The following is a 16,242-nucleotide window of genomic DNA, read 5'->3' on the forward strand; positions in this document are numbered from 1 at the left end:
TCATGCGGCAGGCAGACACCGGGTCGTGGGCACGCGCGCGTCGGCGGACCCCGGACTTTGTGGCTCATCGTCAGGGTTGCCAGCGGCGCCCGATACTCTGGGTGCGCCCATCCGGGTCGCTTGTGCGACTTCGGGATCGCCGGGTTTCGCGGACCGTCCGCCCGGCCTTTCTGAAGACACACGGCGGTCCTGATTGGGGGGCTCCCATGCCGGAGAGCGATAAGCCGACGTCTGACGGTCCGGAGGACGAAGGCCGACCACCCCCTTCCGCGCCCGCCCGGTAAGGTGTCTTCTCAGCCTGGACGCCGGTGGTCAGCCGGCTCACGCCCGGTCACGCGTGCCACTCACGTCCGCCATGCTCCGGCGAGATGAACGCGACCGGGCGCCGGCTGCGGTCGTATGGCGGATCGGAGAGTTCTTCCGCCAACCGCAAACGACTCGGCAGCCGTGGTGGCAGGCCGCCAGTGTTCGACTGCACCACCCACGGCTCGAGCGCGCCGCTTCGCGGTGGAGACAAGTGATGCCACCGGGAGGCCGGAAATAGCTCATCGGACGCCTCTGGCGAGGCTGGAATCCACTCTCAGCTGAGCGGGTGTCAGCTACATCGACCACCGATGAGTGATTCTGATCACGGTATTGGAGGTGCATCGCAGGGTTATTCGACAGATCCATGACGAGATGACGGATATGACCACCGCGCACCCCCGGGTTCGAAGTGGGCGGGTTCCGGACGTAGTTTGTGAGTTTCCTGTGAGCCCGGATTGACTGCCACCACTGATCCATTCTGTGGGGGCTATAACGGTGCGTATCACCCGTCCACTCGTCATATCCATGGCGATCACCATGACCGTGCTCGCGGGCACGGAACACGCAGCCCAGGCCGTCGGCCTGTGGTCTGCCGGCAGATCCGGCCCAGGTGCCGGCGAACTGCCCGAACAGGGCTGGGGGTCGGCCCGCGGCCGCGGCCACGCCGCCTCCGGTGACGCCACCGACGCGGCCGCGGCCGGCGGCCGCAGCGGTGCACTGAAGGCGCCCGGCGAACTCACCCCCGACTCCGGCACCACGCCGGTGAAGCTGGGCAACCCGCCCAAGACCCAGGTGCCCTCCTATCGCAAGGTCCCGTCACCGCGCCGGTCCGCGCCTAAGGGCTTCGACCCCAAGGCCAGTACGGAAGTGCCCAGCAAGCGTGCCGCCGATGCGCGGACGTTCGCCAACACGGACGGCACCTTCACGACCCGCTACTACAACGAGCAGGTCAACTTCCTCGGCAACGACGGCAAGTGGAAGGAGATCGACACCCGGCTGGCAAAGTCGTCCCCGCCAGTGCGGACCGAGAGCGCCCCGGGAACCGGCTGGCAGGCCACGTCGACCGAGGAGAAGGTCTACTTCTCCGAGTTCGCCGATGCGGAAACGTTTGTGCGCCTCGGTGTCGGCGACACCGCCGCGGTCGGCTACTCGATCGAGGGCGCGGCGCGCTCGCAGGGCCGTGTCAACGGCAGCGTGATCACGTATCCGGAGGTCCGCCGCTCTACTGACGTGGAGCTGATCGCCGGCAGTGACTCCGTGAAGGAGACGCTGATCCTCAAGGACAAGGGCGCGCCGACCGAGTGGCGCTTCCCGCTGGCCCTGAAGGGTCTGACGGCCAAGCTCGACGGACACGGCGGCGTCGTCTTCAACGACGCCGCGGGCCGTCAGCAGGGCTGGATGCCCGCCGGCTGGATGGAGGACTCGAAGCAGGCGCCGAACTCCGACGAGGGCGTCATCTCCTCCGGTGTCACCTACGACCTCGTGCGGGAAGGCTCTCGCCAGGTCCTGGTCGTCAAGCTGGACCAAAAGTGGCTGTCGGCCCCCGAGCGGGTGTTCCCCGTGAGGGTCGACCCCTCCGTGAACGGCACGGAGGCGGCCTCTGGCACGTACGTCGAGTCGCCGTACAACCAGAACTTCTCCGGCTCCAACGAGCTGAAGGTCGGAACGTACGACGGGGGCGGCCACAAGGCAGCCTCGTTCCTGAAGTTCAACGGCCTGGACACCACGCTCAAGAACGCATTTGTCATCAATGCGAACCTGAGCCTGTTCAACACCTTCTCGTACTCGTGCACGGCACGGCCGGTGACGGTCCACGAGATCACCTCGAACTGGTCCGAGGGCAGCACCAGCAGCTACCCCGGGCCGGCCACCGGTGGCGCCCTGGGCTCCAAGTCCTTTGCGCACGCTTGGCGCCCAGACGGTTCGAGCAGCTGGCCCTGTGGGGCCGCGGCGTGGGAGTCGATCCCGCTCGGCGAGTCGGGCCGCAAGCTGGTGGACGACTGGACGCACGGCCGGAAGGCCAATTACGGCCTAGCCGTGAAGGCGGCCACGGACGACTCCAGGACCTGGAAGAAGTTCGGATCCGACAACTACCCCAACGGCAAGCCCAGCCTCGACATCACGTGGTCGAAGTACGGCGCCGCGTACGGCCTGGGCGGGTTCGTCCAGCCGCCGACGGCCACGGCCGACGGGATCTTCAAGGTCACGGTCACCAACCAGGGTCGTGAGACCTGGGGCAAGACCAGCAACTACAAGTTGCGTTACGACCTCTTCGACGCCAACGGCAACAAGGTGGGCGGTGATTACTGGAGCAAGATCCGGTGGACGCCGATGCCCTACGACGTCGCGCCGGGCGGCTCGGTCACCCTCGACGCGCACATCGCCCCGCTGGCCCCCGGCACGTACACGATCCAGTGGACCATGGACGAGTACGGCGTGCGGAGCTTCGTCGACGACGGCGTCCCCGGCCCGACCGTGCGCTTCGACGCGGTCAACGCTCCGCCGTACCTGACCGCTGTGGCTCCGCCGAGTGGCACGGTCGCCGACACTCTGACCCCGACGCTGTGGGCGACGGCCACCGACCGGGACAAGTCCCCGGGCGCGCTGACATATCAGTTCGAGGTCTGTGAGGTCGAAGGCAAGGACACCCGGAAGAACTGCCGCGGCAACACGCACGCTGCTTCCGAGAGCTGGACGGTTCCGTCGGGCTGGCTCAGTTGGGCCAAGACGTATGCCTGGTACGCCTACGCGAACGATGGTAAGGACCAGTCTGAGCGCACGGCAGCGTCGATCCTGAGCACGCAGGTCCCCCAGCCGGTCATCACCTCCTACCTGGGCGGCGCGGACAGCGGGCGCACCTTCGGCGAGCGGGCAGGCAACTACGCCACCGCGGCCACGGACGCCGCCGTGCCGTCCGTGGGCCCGGACCTCGCGGTTACGCGTACGTACAACTCGCAGGACCCGCGCCAGGCGAACGCCTTCGGCGCCGGCTGGGCGACCCGCTGGGACATGCGGGCCGTCGCCGAGCCCGACGGCAGCGTCGTCATCACCCTGGACAGCGGCAGCCACGTCCGTTTCGGCCGCAACGCCGACGGTACGTACAGTGCGCCGTCCGGTTCGGTGGGCGTGCTCACCGAGGTCGCCGGTGGTGGCTGGACGCTGCGTGATGCGGCGGCCGCGGTTCACACGTTCGACGTGACGGGCCGCCTGACCAAGGTCAAGGACGGCCACGGGCGCGAGCAGCTGCTCACCTATACGGCCGGCAAGCTGACGAAGGCCACGGACGCGCTCTCGAAGCGCGCGCTGACCTTCACATGGGCGGGCGCGCACGTCGCCTCGGTGTCGACCGACGCCGTCGGTCCCGACGCCCCGGCGCTCACTTGGGCGTACACGTACGACGGTGACCGGTTGGTGAAGGTCTGCCCGCCGGAGTCGACGACCGCGTGCTCCACGTACGAGTACACCGCCGGTTCGCACTACCGCAGCATGGTGCAGGACGCCAACCCGGTCGCCTACTGGCGGCTGAACGAGACCGAGGGCTCGGTCGCGCAGAGCGAGGCGGTCTCCCGCACCGGTCTGAGCGCCGGCCGGTACCGCGACGTCACCCTCGGCGACGCCGGGGTCCTGGCGGGTACGGGCAACAAGGCCGTCTCCTTCAACGGCACCAGCTCCCACGTGGAGCTGCCGGAGTCGAGCCTGGCCTCCTCCACGGTGCTGTCGGTGGAGCTGTGGTTCAAGACGGACAAGCCGAACGGCGTTCTCGTCGGCTTCCAGGACGACCCGCTGGGCCCGACGCACCCCACCGTTTACAACCCCGTACTCGCCGTCGACTCGGCGGGCAAGCTGCGCGGTGCTTTCGAGAAGGCCAACGGCGGTCTCGTCCCGATGACGTCCACCGCCACCGTCACCGACAACGCCTGGCACCACGCCGTGCTCACCAGCACCGGCACCGGCCAGACGCTGTACCTCGACGGCCAGGCCGTCGGCACCCTCGCGGGTCCCGTCAGCCACTCCACCAAGACGTACGCGTACCTCGGCGGCGGCTTCACCGACCACACGTGGGACGGCGCCGGCACCTACGGCAATCGCTACTACAAGGGCCTCATGGACGAGGTCGCGGTCTACCACCGCGCCCTCGACGCCGGCTCGGTCCGCTCGCACTACGCGGCCCGCACCGAAACCTCGAAGCTGTCCAAGGCGACCCTGCCCTCGGGCCGGACCGGGGGCAAGGCCTTCTACGACAGCGACACCGGGCGCGCCACCGAGGTCACCGACGAGAACGGCGGTGTATGGCAGATCTCCGCGCCCCGTTACGCGTCGGGCTCCCAGGCCTACGCGGACGCCGTGCACGCCGCGGGCCCCGTCAACTACTGGCGCCTGGGCGACAGCAGCGGCGCGGCCGCGGCCGACGAGATATCCGCCGGCGGCAACGGCTCCTACCGTGACGGCGTCACCCTCAGCGGCGTCGGGGCGTTCCTCGACGGCGATGACGGTGCGGTGACCCTCGACGGCTCCAGGGGCCTGGTCTCCGTGCCCGCCGAGTCGATCAGCGATGCCACGTCCCTATCGGTGGAGCTGTGGTTCCGCACCGACAAGCCGAGCGGTGTGCTCCTCGGGCTCCAGAACGGTCGCGTCGAGGACGGCCACCCGTCCATGTTCAACCCGAGCCTCCTCATCGACGGTGAGGGCAAGCTCCGCGGCCACCTGTGGGACGGCACCCGCGACTGGCCCGTCATGGGCGGCAACAAGGTCACCGACAACAAGTGGCACCACGTCGTGATCACCGGCGGGCCCGCGGGCCAGTCGCTGTACCTCGACGGCACGAAGGTCGGCAGTCGTACCGGAGCGGTCGACCCCGAGACGCTGGCCCACGCCTACCTGGGCGGCGGCTTTGCTCACGAGACCTGGGACGGTCAGGCGGGCGCCACCCGCTACTTCAACGGCCAGCTCGACGAGGCCGCCTTCTACGCGAAGGAACTCGACGCGCAGACCGTCGCGGACCACTTCAAGGCCCGCACGCGACTCGTCACCGGCGGTGGCAGCCAGTACCAGGGCGCCGTCATGGCGGACGCCCCCGCGGCCTACTACAGGCTCGACGAGACCAGCGGCACCGGTGCGGCGAACAAGGTCGCCGTCACCGGAGGCAACGGCACCTACACCAAGGCGACCCTCGGCGGAGCCGGGGCGTTCGGTGCCGGCGACGGATCGGCCGCCGAGTTCTCGGGCGACGGCTACGCCGAACTCCCCGGCGCGCGGATATCCAGCACCGATCTGTCAGCGGAACTCTGGTTCAAGACCACCACACCCGGTGTGCTCCTGAGCGACCAGGAACACCGCATCCCCGATCACAACACCTACACGCCCGTGCTGTACGTCGGTGCGGACGGCAAACTCCACGGCCAGTACTTCACGCGGGGCATCGACGCCACCAACGTCTCGCCGACGACGGTGACGGACAACGAGTGGCACCATGCCGTGATCACGGCAAAGGGCGCAACCCAGACCCTGTACCTGGACGGAACCCAGGTCGCCCAGGCCACCAACGTGCCCGTCGATCACCAGGCCAACAAGTACACCTACATCGGGGCAGGCCACACCAACTACTGGCCCGCCTCGCCGGGCAACGGCGTCAGCTACTTCACCGGCTGGATCGACGAGGTCGCGGTCTACCCGCGCGCCCTCACCGCAGAGCAGGTCGCCAACCACTTCTACGCCCGCACCCGCGCCTCGGTCTCCGCCCTGGGCGCGACGGTGACGGTCACCGACCCCACCGGCGCGAAGACCAGCAGCACCTTCGACGCCGTCCGCGGGCAACGCCGGGTCGCCTCGACCAACGCCGACGGAGGTGTCACCACGTACGTGTACGACACCGGCGGCTTCCTGCACACGGTCACCAATCCCAACGGTCACTCGGTCATCACCGGTCACGACGAGCGCGGCAACACCGTCTCGACGACCACCTGCCGGGACGCCAATTCCTGCTGGACCTCCTTTGCGGAGTACTACGACAACCCCGCGGACAAGCTGGACCTGCGTAATGGCAAGCAGATCGCGCTGCGCGACGGCCGTTCCTCGGGACCTGCGGACAACCGCTACCGGACGACCACCTCGTACACGGCGCTCGGCCTGACCGAAACGGTCACGTCGGTAGACGGCCGTACGGCGACGACCACGTACACCACGGGCACCGAGCCTGCGGTGGGGGGCGGACTGACCCCTGCCGGCCTGGTTGCCACGAAGAAGAGCACCGGCGGCGTCACGGTCTCGTACGCGTACTTCGCGAGCGGTGACCTGGCCAAGTCCACGGCGCCCTCAGGCGTGGTAACGACCTACACCTACGACGGCATCGGCCGGATGGTCACCGAGACCCAGGTCTCCGACGCCACCCCGGCGGGCGTCACCACCTCGTACGCCTACAACGCCATGTCCCGTGTCTCTTCGGAGACCGGCCCGGGCGTCAAGAACGAGATCACCGGTGTCACCCACACCGCCAGGATCAGCCGTACGTACGACGCGGACGGCAACCTGCTCACCGAATCCACGGAGGACACCACCGGCGGCGACGCCACCCGCACTACGACCTACCGTTACAACACGCACGGCCTCGCCGACAGCGTGACGGACCCGGCCGGCAACGAGTCGACGTACCACCACGACGCCCTGGGCCGGGTGATCGGCGAGACGGACCCCGCAGGCACCGTCGTCACCCACACCTACACCAAGCGCGGCCAGCTGGCCGAGTCGGTCCTGAAGAACTGGACCGGCGACCCGTCCGGCCAGACCCGCGACCTGGTCCTCGGCTCCAAGGCGTACGACCCAGCTGGTCGCCTGGCCTCGACGACCGACGCGATGGGCGCCACGACCGCCTTCACGTACTACGACGACGGCCTTCAGGCTACGACGACGGCGAAGCAGGTCACCCAGTCCGACGGCTCCAAGAAGGACATCCTCCTCGGGTCGACGGTCTACGACGGCGCGGGCAACCCGGTCGCGACCACGGCGAGCGGCGGGGTCACGACCGTGAGCACGGTCGACGCCCTGGGTCGCACCACCCGCTCGGTGTTCGACCCCAACGGGCTGAACCGGGTCTCCACCTTTGCCTACGATGCGGAGGACCGGCTCACCGAGCAGACCCAGGCCATCGACGGCACCGGCAAGAAGGTGACCTCGACCACCGAGTACGACGCGGTGGGCAACCCGAAGAAAACGACCGTCACCGACGGCACCACGACCCGGGTCTCCTCCGCCACCTTCGACCAGCGGGGGCTCCCGCTGACCCAGACCAGCCCGCGCGGCATCACCAGCAGCGGGCGGTTCGACGCGCTGGGCCGCCTGGTCGAGCAGACAGCGCCGCAGGTGCAGGCCGAGGAGAGCGGCGGTGCGGCCGCGGTCGTCACCCCCAAGTCCCTCGTCGGCTACAACACTTTCGGCGAGGTCACCGAGTCGCGTGACACGCGCGGCCTGGTGACCCGTACCGAGACCGACAAGCTGGGCCGCCCCGTCGCGCTCACGCTGCCCGACTACACCCCGCCGGGTGCGACCGCGGCCATCACGGCCGTCTCGCGCACGACGTACGACCGGCTCGGAAACCCGGCGTCGACGACCGACCCGCTCGGCCGCGCCACGTACTACCGGTACGACCAGATGGGCCGGCTGGTCAGCAAGACGGACCCGGCAGTCGCCGGTGCGCAGGGCCTCCAGGCCCCGGGCACGGCGTCCTTCAACGGCACCTCCACCACGCTGTCCGGCGGCGGAGTCTCCACCTTCACCTGGACCCCGACCGGTCTGCCGCTCTCCGCGACGGACCCGACAGGAGCACGCACCGAGTCCACCTACGACGAACTAGGCCGCAAGCTCACCGCCACCACGGTCGAACGCAAGCCCAGCCTCCAGCACCTCGTCTCCCGCTTCACCTGGGACGACGCGGGCAACCAGGTCTCCTCGACCACGCCGGGCGGGCGGGTCACCCGCGCGACCTACGACAAGGCCGGGCAGACCCTGACGCTCACCGACCCGGCCGGTGGCGTCAGCAGCGCCGTCTACGACGGCCTGGGCCGCCCGATCGAGAACAAGGACGCGACCGGCCGCAGGACGGTCACCGCGTACGACCTTGCGGGCCAGCCGCTGTCCGTGACGGACTACGGCACGGGCACGACGGCCCTGCGCACGACCAGCACCGAGTACGACGCCGACGGAAACGTCACTGCATCCGTGTCGCCGACCGGTGCGCGCCGCACGTACACGTACGACGCGCTCGGCCAGCTCACCAAGCAGGTCGAACCGGTCACTACCACTGACTCGATCACGACGACCTTCGGCTACGACGCGGCGGGCAACCGCACGCGCCTGACCGACGGCCGCGGCAAGGCCACGTACTACACGTTCAACACGTGGGGCCTTCCCGAGTCCACGATCGAACCGGCCACCACCCAGCACTGGAACCCGGACGTGCGCACCTGGACGAACGTCTACGACGCGGGGGGTCAGCTCGTGACAGAGCTGCTCCCCGGCAACGTCAAGCGTCACAAGACGTACGACGCGCTGGGCCGGATGACTGGCGAGACCGGCTCCGGCACTGCCGTGGCCACCCGTCCCCGCTCGCTCTCATACGACCTCACCGGCCGCCTGACCGGCGTCGGCGGCGACGGAGTCCTCGCGGGCAACACGTACACCTACAACGACCGCGGCCAGCTCCTGTCCACGGACGGCCCGGGCGGCACCTCGTCGTACGCGTACGACGCGGACGGCCAGATGACCTCCCGCACGGACGCGGCGGGCGCGGCGGCGTTCACCTACGACCAGGCTGGCCGCCTCGACACGACGACCGACCCGCTCACCGGCACCCAGGTGCGCAGCGACTACGACGCGGCCGGGCGCCCGACCGCCGATGAGTACGCACGCCCCGCCGCCGGCGGCACGTGGACGGTCGCCGCGAAGCGCTCGTACACCTACGACACGCTCGGCCGCCTCGCGGACGACAGCATCAAGAAGACCGACAGCGGTGCCGCGGTCCAGGGCACTGCCTACGAGTACGACCTCGACAACCGCCTGGTCAAGAAGACCGCGACCGGCACGGCCGGGGCGGGCCTTGAGACGTACGCCTACGACCTCGCCGGCCGGATGACCTCCGAAACCAGCGGGGGCACCACCACCGGCTACGAGTGGGACAAGGCCGGCAACCTCACCAGGAAGGGAGACGTCACAGCCACCTACGACGCCCGCAACCGGGTCCAGACCTGGGGCACGCAGAGCTTCGACTACTCCGCACGTGGCACGGTCAAGGGCATCACCGACACCGCCGGACCCGCCCGCACCATCAATTCGGATGCCTTCGAGCGCACCGTGTCGAACGGCACGAGCACGTTCACCTACGACTCGCTCGACCGGGTCATGACCCACAACGGCACCGCCTTCGGCTACGACGGCGGCTCCAACAACCTGGTCAAGGACGGCACGAACACCTACAGTCGCACCCCCGACGGGGCGCTGCTCGCCAGCGCCACCGCCGGAACCGCGGGCACGGCGCGCCTGGCCGTCACCGACGGCCACACGGACCTGGTCGCCAGTCTGTCCCCGGACGGCACCACGGTCACCTCGTCGCGCGCGTACGACGCCTCCGGCAAGGTCACCGCGAGCAACGGCACCACCCCGTCGGTCGGCTACCAGTCCGGCTGGACCGACTCGTCCACCGGCGAGGTCAACATGGCCGCCCGCTGGTACCAGCCCGGCACCGGCGGCTTCACCAGCCGCGACACCTGGCAACTCGACCCGAACCCCTCGGTCCAGGCGAACCGCTACACCTACGCCAACGCGAGCCCGATGAACGGGATCGACCCGACGGGTCACCTCGTGTGGGACTGCGTGGACCCGAGGAAGAACGCCAAGAGCCTGTGGCTGAAGAGGGCAGCCGGCGGGCTGTTCGGGTGCGTCCTCTGGGAGAGCTGGATCGCCGGCAGCGACAGCGGCGGCAAGAGCGGCTCCGGCTGCACCTCCACCCCTGCCGAGATCGCGGCCTGCGCCGCAACCCGCAACTTCGGCAAGGCGTGCACCCACTGGATGTGCGGCAACGGTTCGCCCCCGCAGCGGATCGATCCGCCGTCGGGCGGCGGTTCCCCGGGAGGCGGGTCCGGAGGCAGCAAGTACTCGGGCGGTGGAGGCGGCAGCAAGTACTCGGGGGGCGGACGCGGTGGAGGCGGCAGCAACTATTCGGGAGGCGGACGCCGTGGAGGCACCTCCACGCTGACGCGCCCGAAGCGGCCGACCGCACCCCCGAAGCCGAAGATCCCGCAGAACCCCTACCGCGGCCCGAACCCCATTCCGGCCCCGAAGCACATCCCCAAGCCCGACTGGACCCCGGCGCAGGCCGTCTGGACGGCCACCCAGGCCGTCGACATGGTCGTCAGCGGCGCCAACCTCCTCGCGATGCTCGCGGGCGGCGCAGACACGGTCCTCACGCCCGACCAGGCCCCCGACATCCAGGACGCCCCTGGGACGGACCCGGGGTCAGGCGGCAATGACGACGGCGGGCAGGACTGCAAGCGTGGTGGCACGGGTTGGGTCGATCCCGGTCCTCTCGACAGCACCAACGGGAATCGAGCCACCGGTGTGGAGGCATGCCTCGACCTCTCCTATGTAACCGCCCATCCGGGCACCTCCACCGAGACTCGTGCCGGCATCAAGCCACCTGGGTATGACTGGGCTCGGTCCTACGTCGGATATCTGGGAGGTCGGCCCCGCGACGTCAACGCCTGCCATCTCCTCGGCGCCCAGCTGAGCGGATCGGGGACCGACCTGGCCAACCTTGCGACCTGCGGAACTGACGCGAACTCCTACGTCGGCAAACCCCAGTCGCCGATTCCTCCCATGGACAGCATGCTGAACTTCGAGGACACAGTCCGGTCCCTCATTGATTCAGGGCATGTTGTGCGATACAAGGTGACACCGGTCTACAAAGACGGCCGAACTGTGCCCTACGAATTCCGCATGTCCTACACGGCATGGGACAGCAAGGGACGCTACGCGGGCACTGATGCCACGGAAGTATCGAACCTGATTTACACCGCTGGCCGGGGTTGGAAGAATCTGGGCACCGCGATCGACAGCCGCACCGGTGGAGACGTGCCCCTACCGGGGCAGCCATGAGATGGCCCTCCATCACGACGCGAAGGAAAATTGATATGCCTCACTGCGCTGTCGCGCGCCTGCGTGAAGTTCTCCCGCCGCCCGTCTCCGGCGGCGACTCGATCGACTGGCAGGAAATTGAGCGGACGGCAGGTCTGACGTTTCCCGCCGACTATCGCGAGTTCGTGGAGTCGTACGGAGGTGGAGAGATCGACGAGTACCTGTCCATCAGTACGCCGCCCGTCCCCGGGTCGGCGTACGGGGACCTCCTGGACAGAAAGGATCCCGTCCTCTCGCACCAGGACCGTAAAGATCTCATTGCGCTCTTGCCGGGAAGTGCGCTGCCGTCACTGCTGCCCTTCGCGGACTCGGCGAGCAGCGATGTAGCGTTCTGGCTGTGCGAGGGCGCTCCCGACGACTGGCGCGTGGCCATCTTTCGGAGGCAGACGCCGTACGGGATGAACCGCTGGACTGTGTTCGATGGCGGAATGGCGTCGTTCTGCGTGGCGGCCCTGACTGGCGAGGTGAACCCGCTCAGCGAACCGCTTTCAGCGGGGGATCGGCACGAGTTCCTGACTTGGCGTCGGGTGTAAGGCCAGGTCAGATCCAAAGTCCCACGTCAAGGCTAGGTCGGACGGCCTTCCGCGCAAACCACCGTGACCGGTTCCATCCCTTCCCTGAGGGGCTGTGAGACATGATCAACTGAAGTAGTGGCGCGACAGAGCCCCTGGATGTCGGCGGTGATATTGCATTCCACACCACCGCCAGTCCGGGGGCTCTGTTGGTTCCGTCTCATTAAGAGGCCATCTCATTTGGGTGTCTCGGTATTCTGTGAGTCATGGTGGGGATCGTTGAGCGGTTGGTGCCGGACGAGTTGTGGGAGTTGTTCCAGCGGGTGGTGCCGGAGGCGCCGTCGCGGCCGCAGGGCGGTGGTCGGCGTCGGCACGGCGACCGGGAAGTGCTGGCCGCGATCGTCTTCGTGGCCACGTCGGGTTGTACCTGGCAGCAGCTGCCTTCGGCGTCGTTCGGCCCGTCCGGAGCGACCGCCCACCGGCGGTTCTCGGAGTGGTCGAAGGCCAGGGTGTGGGCCAAGCTCCACCGCCTGGTCCTCGACGAACTCGGTGTCCGCGGCGAGCTGGACTGGTCGCGGTGCGCGATCGACTCGGTGAACATGCGGGCCCTGAAAAGGGGGACCTGACGGGTCCGAATCCTGTCGACCGGGGCAAGTACGGCTCGAAGATTCACCTGATCACGGAACGGTCGGGTCTGCCCATATCCGTCGGCATTTCCGGGGCCAACCTGCACGACAGTCAGGCCCTGATCCCGCTTGTGAAGGGCATTCCGCCGATCCGCTCGCGCCGCGGCCGACGACGGCGCAAGCCCGGCAAACTCCACGCCGACAAGGGCTACGACTACGCCCACCTGCGGCGATGGTTACGCGAGCGCGGCATCACCCACCGCATCGCCCGCAAGGGAGTCGAGTCCTCGCAACGGCTGGGCCGCCACCGCTGGACCGTGGAACGCACCATGGCCTGGCTCGCCGGCTGCCGCCGCCTCCACCGACGCTACGAACGCAAGGCCGACCACTTCCTCGCCTTCACCAGCATCGCCTGCACCCTCATCTACCACCGCAGACTCGCCAAATGAGATGACGTCTAACGAGTTGGTGCGTGATAGTGGGTGAGGCGTGTTTGACCTGCTCATGGCCTGTTCTCAGGCGGTGGTGCAGCGGTCAGATATGAGGTTGGCGATGGCGCGGTAGGTGTCGGGCAGGCGGTCGCGGCGGTGGGTCCAGCGCGTCAGTTGCTTCCCGCTTTCTGGCTCCGCCTCGTGCAGCATGGCGTCGGCCCTCGAGTCCGGCCTGCCACGGCACGGCCAACTCCTCGACCAAGCAGCCGAGATGCTGCCGAGAGATCCCCGTGAACAGCCGATGTGCCAGCACCGCCCGATTGACCATGATCACCACAGCCGGATCATGCCACCAACCAGGCACGCTGCCTCAACCACTATCACGCACCAACTCGTAATGAGCCGCTGGCTCACCAGCGTCACTGGCCAAACGTCAGGCCGGACTGACCACGCGGAAGTTCAAACTGACCGACTGATCCAGAACGCAAAGAGGCCCCCTCCCCCGCGCATCGCGGGAAGGGGGCTCGTCTTCGTTTCGGCTGGCCGGTACCCCGTTCCACCCGCTTCGGCGGCAAGGGGGGCCAGCCCTTTTCCGCGTCGCGCCCCGGCCTGATGTGGCACGGCACGGGGTCAGCGGCCGTACATCCTCCGGCACAACTCCGGTGCACCCATAGGGTCCTGAATGCTCTGGGCTTGGCGGCAGAGCTCGCGCATCTGCGGGGCCTGCCCCGTCGTCGGCTGCCGACGCGGGGCGGTCTTCCTCGGGCTCTGGCGGGGCTTGGCGGCCCTCCTGGCAGGAACCTTCTTCGTGCTCTTCGTGCTCTTCGTGGTCGCGGGCCGCTTCGTCGTCGGTGCGGTCCGGCGGGCGGGCTTGGCGTCGCCGGGCCGTACGGCCGGGCGCGCGGCGGCCGGTGCGGCGGGGGCGGCGGGGGCGGGGGCGGCCTTCGGCGGGGTGGGACGGGGGTCGGTGGCTGCCAGGGATTCGCGGGGTGCGGCCGGGGTGGGGTCGGCCCCCGTCCGCGTCGGGAGTGGGGCCGGCGGGCGGTCGGCAGCGGGCGCGAGCGCGGCGGGCCGGGGCGGAGCGTCAGGGGCGGCAGCGTGAGGGACTGCCACGCATCCGGTGGTGAGAAGCGCGGCGAGGACGGCGAAGAGGATGTGGCGGGGGTGCATGGGTTCACGCTGCCGCAGCGCGGGGCACGGTCTGGGGACGTCGCGGCCGGGACCACCGTGACGAGTGACCCGCAGGCCGGCGCTCCGGACGGTAGCGGAACGGCGGTGGCGCCCGCCGGCGGTCCGGGCGGGCGCTACCGGGACTTGGTCTTGTCCGGGTGATCACGGGTCCCGTGGGAGGCGGATGTGGCCCGTGGTGGCGATGTTGGCGAGGGTGCTGTGGAGTCGGCGGACCGCGTCTTCGGCTTCCGTGTATTGCTCGAGGGTCGGCGGGACGGCGCCGAAGGTCGGGCCGTGTTCGGCGGGCAGGGCGCGCCAGTGCAGGACGGGTGTGAGGGCGGTGGCCGCTGCGCCGAGGAACCAGGCCAGGCGGCCGTGTACGTGGGCGAGGGCGATGGCCACCGCGGCGAGTGCCTCCCGCAGGTGTGCCAGCCGCTCGACCTCAGACAGCGCCTCCTGGGAGTCCAGGGTGCCCACGATGGCGTCCAGGTCGGAGGCGGCCTTCGCCGCCACGGAACGGTCGGCGGGTGTCAGGACCCACGTGTGGTCGCGGATCTGCCCTTCGGCTTCCTCTGCCAGCTCTTCGATGGCCCCTCGTATGTCCACACCCGTGATCCTATGTCCGTGCTCATCAGCGGAAGAGCGCAGGTGTCCTGCCGGTGATCCAGCCACCCCTTTGACGCCGAGCGGTCCGACACGACCGGCCGGACAAGTCCTAGTCGAGCTGCATGCAGACTGATGGCTTCAGGTAGCGCTCGGCCACCCATCCGGTGGTGCCGGCCTTGATGCCGGAGCGTGAGCGCTCGGAGAGCGTGACCCGGTACCAGCCGTTCGACTTCCGGTCGACGTCGATCAGGTCCCCACGGGTCAGGTGCCCGAGCGAGGCGTAGCGGGTCCCCGCGCCGGACCGCAGGTTCACGTTCGAGCCCGCGACGTCGTACCCGCACGAGTTGAGACCGGCCGTCGTTCGGGCCGGGGCGGTGTCGACCGTGGCGAGCGCGGGCACGGCGCCCGTCAGGAGGGCGGCGGCCACGGCCGCGCTGGAGATCATCATTCGCCTGCCCGGCCAACCCGGGCCCCGGAGCGATGTCACGGCCCTGTGGTCATGACCACCCCGATGAGGGGCGGGGCGGGCCCGGAGCTGCGCGGTGGCCCGTTCACGGTGTCGCGGTCCCTGGGAGCGGGGCAGGGGGAACTGGCGTCACCTCGTCGCACGGGCGTCACTCATCCGCGTGCCGGAACCCCTCGCCCGCCTGCGCAGCCCCCGCCGGCGCCGGCCTGGACGGCCTGGAGGTTGAGCAAGGCCAGGGCCTGGGAGGCGCGGGCCAGGATCGTCCGGGCACGGGGTGCGTTGTCGCCCCAGTCCTGCGCCGCGGCGATGCCCTCGGTGACGGAGCGGACAATGTCCTGGACGTCGGAGAGGGTGCGGCCCTCCATCGACAGAGGGTTCCAGGAGACAACCGCCTGGTCCGGGTCGGCCTTGGCAAGGTTGATCTCCCAGAGCCGGTCGGCGATCTCCGGGTGCGCGAGGTACGGCTTGGCCCGGGCCCAGCCCTCTCCATGCGGGTTGAGGAACCAGCAGCCGTAGCCGGAGTGCGCCATCGCGATGCACTGCACGAGGGCCTCTTCCGTCTTGCTGTGGCCGGCCTTGCCAAGCTGGAGGCCGAAGAGGAGGTCCTGCACGCGGGCGGCGGCGACCCGCTCGCGAAGCGGCGCTCGAACCGGCCGAACCTTGAGGCAGTTCTCCCCCGACGTCATCGACAGCGCCGCGATCAACCGGCGCATCCGCGCCGGGGCCAGCTGCGGATGGCCGGCCTCGGTACGCAGCAGGATCTGCACAGCAAATACCACCCCCGTGGCGGGTTGAAGCTTGCCGACGCCGTCGGGCAGGTCGGTCTGCCGCGGGATCCGCTCGGAGCGGTTGGAGGCGCCAGCGCCACCGGACCAGGCCGAAGTCATCGAGCCCCAGAAGCCGCCTCCCCCCCAGGCTGCCGGTCAGGCGCTCGCCGTACGCGG

7 protein-coding genes and 1 pseudogene are annotated in these 16,242 nt (G+C 69.3%); 3 read left to right on the top strand and 5 right to left on the bottom strand.

The window, feature by feature from the left end; genetic code table 11:
• Positions 1-831 precede the first annotated feature (831 nt).
• The 3 genes from ABZ567_RS28790 (at position 832) to ABZ567_RS28800 (ending at position 13,074) form a co-directional block, all read left to right on the top strand.
• A complete protein-coding gene (locus tag ABZ567_RS28790) occupies positions 832-11,448 on the top strand; it encodes a LamG-like jellyroll fold domain-containing protein (protein ID WP_360795152.1) in 10,617 nt (3,538 codons plus the stop codon).
• Positions 11,449-11,483: 35 nt separating this feature from the next.
• The gene (locus tag ABZ567_RS28795; protein ID WP_360795155.1) at positions 11,484-12,020 is read left to right on the top strand and encodes an SMI1/KNR4 family protein; all 537 of its coding nucleotides are present in this window, start codon (positions 11,484-11,486) and stop codon (positions 12,018-12,020) included.
• Positions 12,021-12,265: 245 nt separating this feature from the next.
• A protein-coding gene (locus tag ABZ567_RS28800) for an IS5 family transposase (protein WP_360795158.1) occupies positions 12,266-13,074 on the top strand; the annotation gives its coding sequence in 2 pieces (ribosomal slippage) (positions 12,266-12,610 and positions 12,613-13,074; 807 coding nt in all).
• 66 nt (positions 13,075-13,140) lie between these two features.
• On the opposite strand, the gene ABZ567_RS28805 is transcribed toward ABZ567_RS28800, so the two are convergent.
• From ABZ567_RS28805 to ABZ567_RS28825, 5 genes and pseudogenes are all read right to left on the bottom strand, one after another.
• The gene (locus tag ABZ567_RS28805) at positions 13,141-13,266 is read right to left on the bottom strand and encodes a hypothetical protein (RefSeq protein WP_360795291.1); all 126 of its coding nucleotides are present in this window, start codon (positions 13,264-13,266) and stop codon (positions 13,141-13,143) included.
• A pseudogene (locus tag ABZ567_RS28810) lies at positions 13,238-13,384 on the bottom strand (IS5/IS1182 family transposase); the annotation flags it as partial. The gene ABZ567_RS28805 and the pseudogene ABZ567_RS28810, both read right to left, overlap by 29 nt.
• 1,004 nt (positions 13,385-14,388) lie before the next feature.
• Complete coding sequence (locus ABZ567_RS28815) at positions 14,389-14,832, bottom strand: hypothetical protein (RefSeq protein WP_360795161.1); 444 nt, start codon at positions 14,830-14,832, stop codon at positions 14,389-14,391.
• A gap of 109 nt (positions 14,833-14,941) precedes the next feature.
• Positions 14,942-15,277 (bottom strand): SH3 domain-containing protein, encoded by a 336-nt coding sequence (locus ABZ567_RS28820; RefSeq protein ID WP_360795164.1) that lies wholly within the window; start codon positions 15,275-15,277, stop codon positions 14,942-14,944.
• Positions 15,278-15,450: 173 nt separating this feature from the next.
• On the bottom strand, positions 15,451-16,185 hold the full coding sequence (locus ABZ567_RS28825; RefSeq protein WP_360795167.1) for a hypothetical protein: 735 nt from the start codon (positions 16,183-16,185) through the stop codon (positions 15,451-15,453).
• Positions 16,186-16,242 lie beyond the last annotated feature (57 nt).

The organism is Streptomyces sp. NPDC016459 (genome assembly GCF_040632845.1).
Taxonomy (GTDB): domain Bacteria; phylum Actinomycetota; class Actinomycetes; order Streptomycetales; family Streptomycetaceae; genus Streptomyces.

Bases quoted from the DNA above. Each gene is read 5' to 3' on its own strand.
- ABZ567_RS28790 (WP_360795152.1), top strand. From the start codon at position 832: ATGGCGATCACCATGACCGTGCTCGCGGGCACGGAACACGCAGCCCAG.
- ABZ567_RS28795 (WP_360795155.1), top strand. From the start codon at position 11,484: ATGCCTCACTGCGCTGTCGCGCGCCTGCGTGAAGTTCTCCCGCCGCCC.
- ABZ567_RS28805 (WP_360795291.1), bottom strand. From the start codon at position 13,266: ATGCTGCACGAGGCGGAGCCAGAAAGCGGGAAGCAACTGACGCGCTGG.
- ABZ567_RS28820 (WP_360795164.1), bottom strand. From the start codon at position 15,277: ATGATCTCCAGCGCGGCCGTGGCCGCCGCCCTCCTGACGGGCGCCGTG.
- ABZ567_RS28825 (WP_360795167.1), bottom strand. From the start codon at position 16,185: ATGACTTCGGCCTGGTCCGGTGGCGCTGGCGCCTCCAACCGCTCCGAG.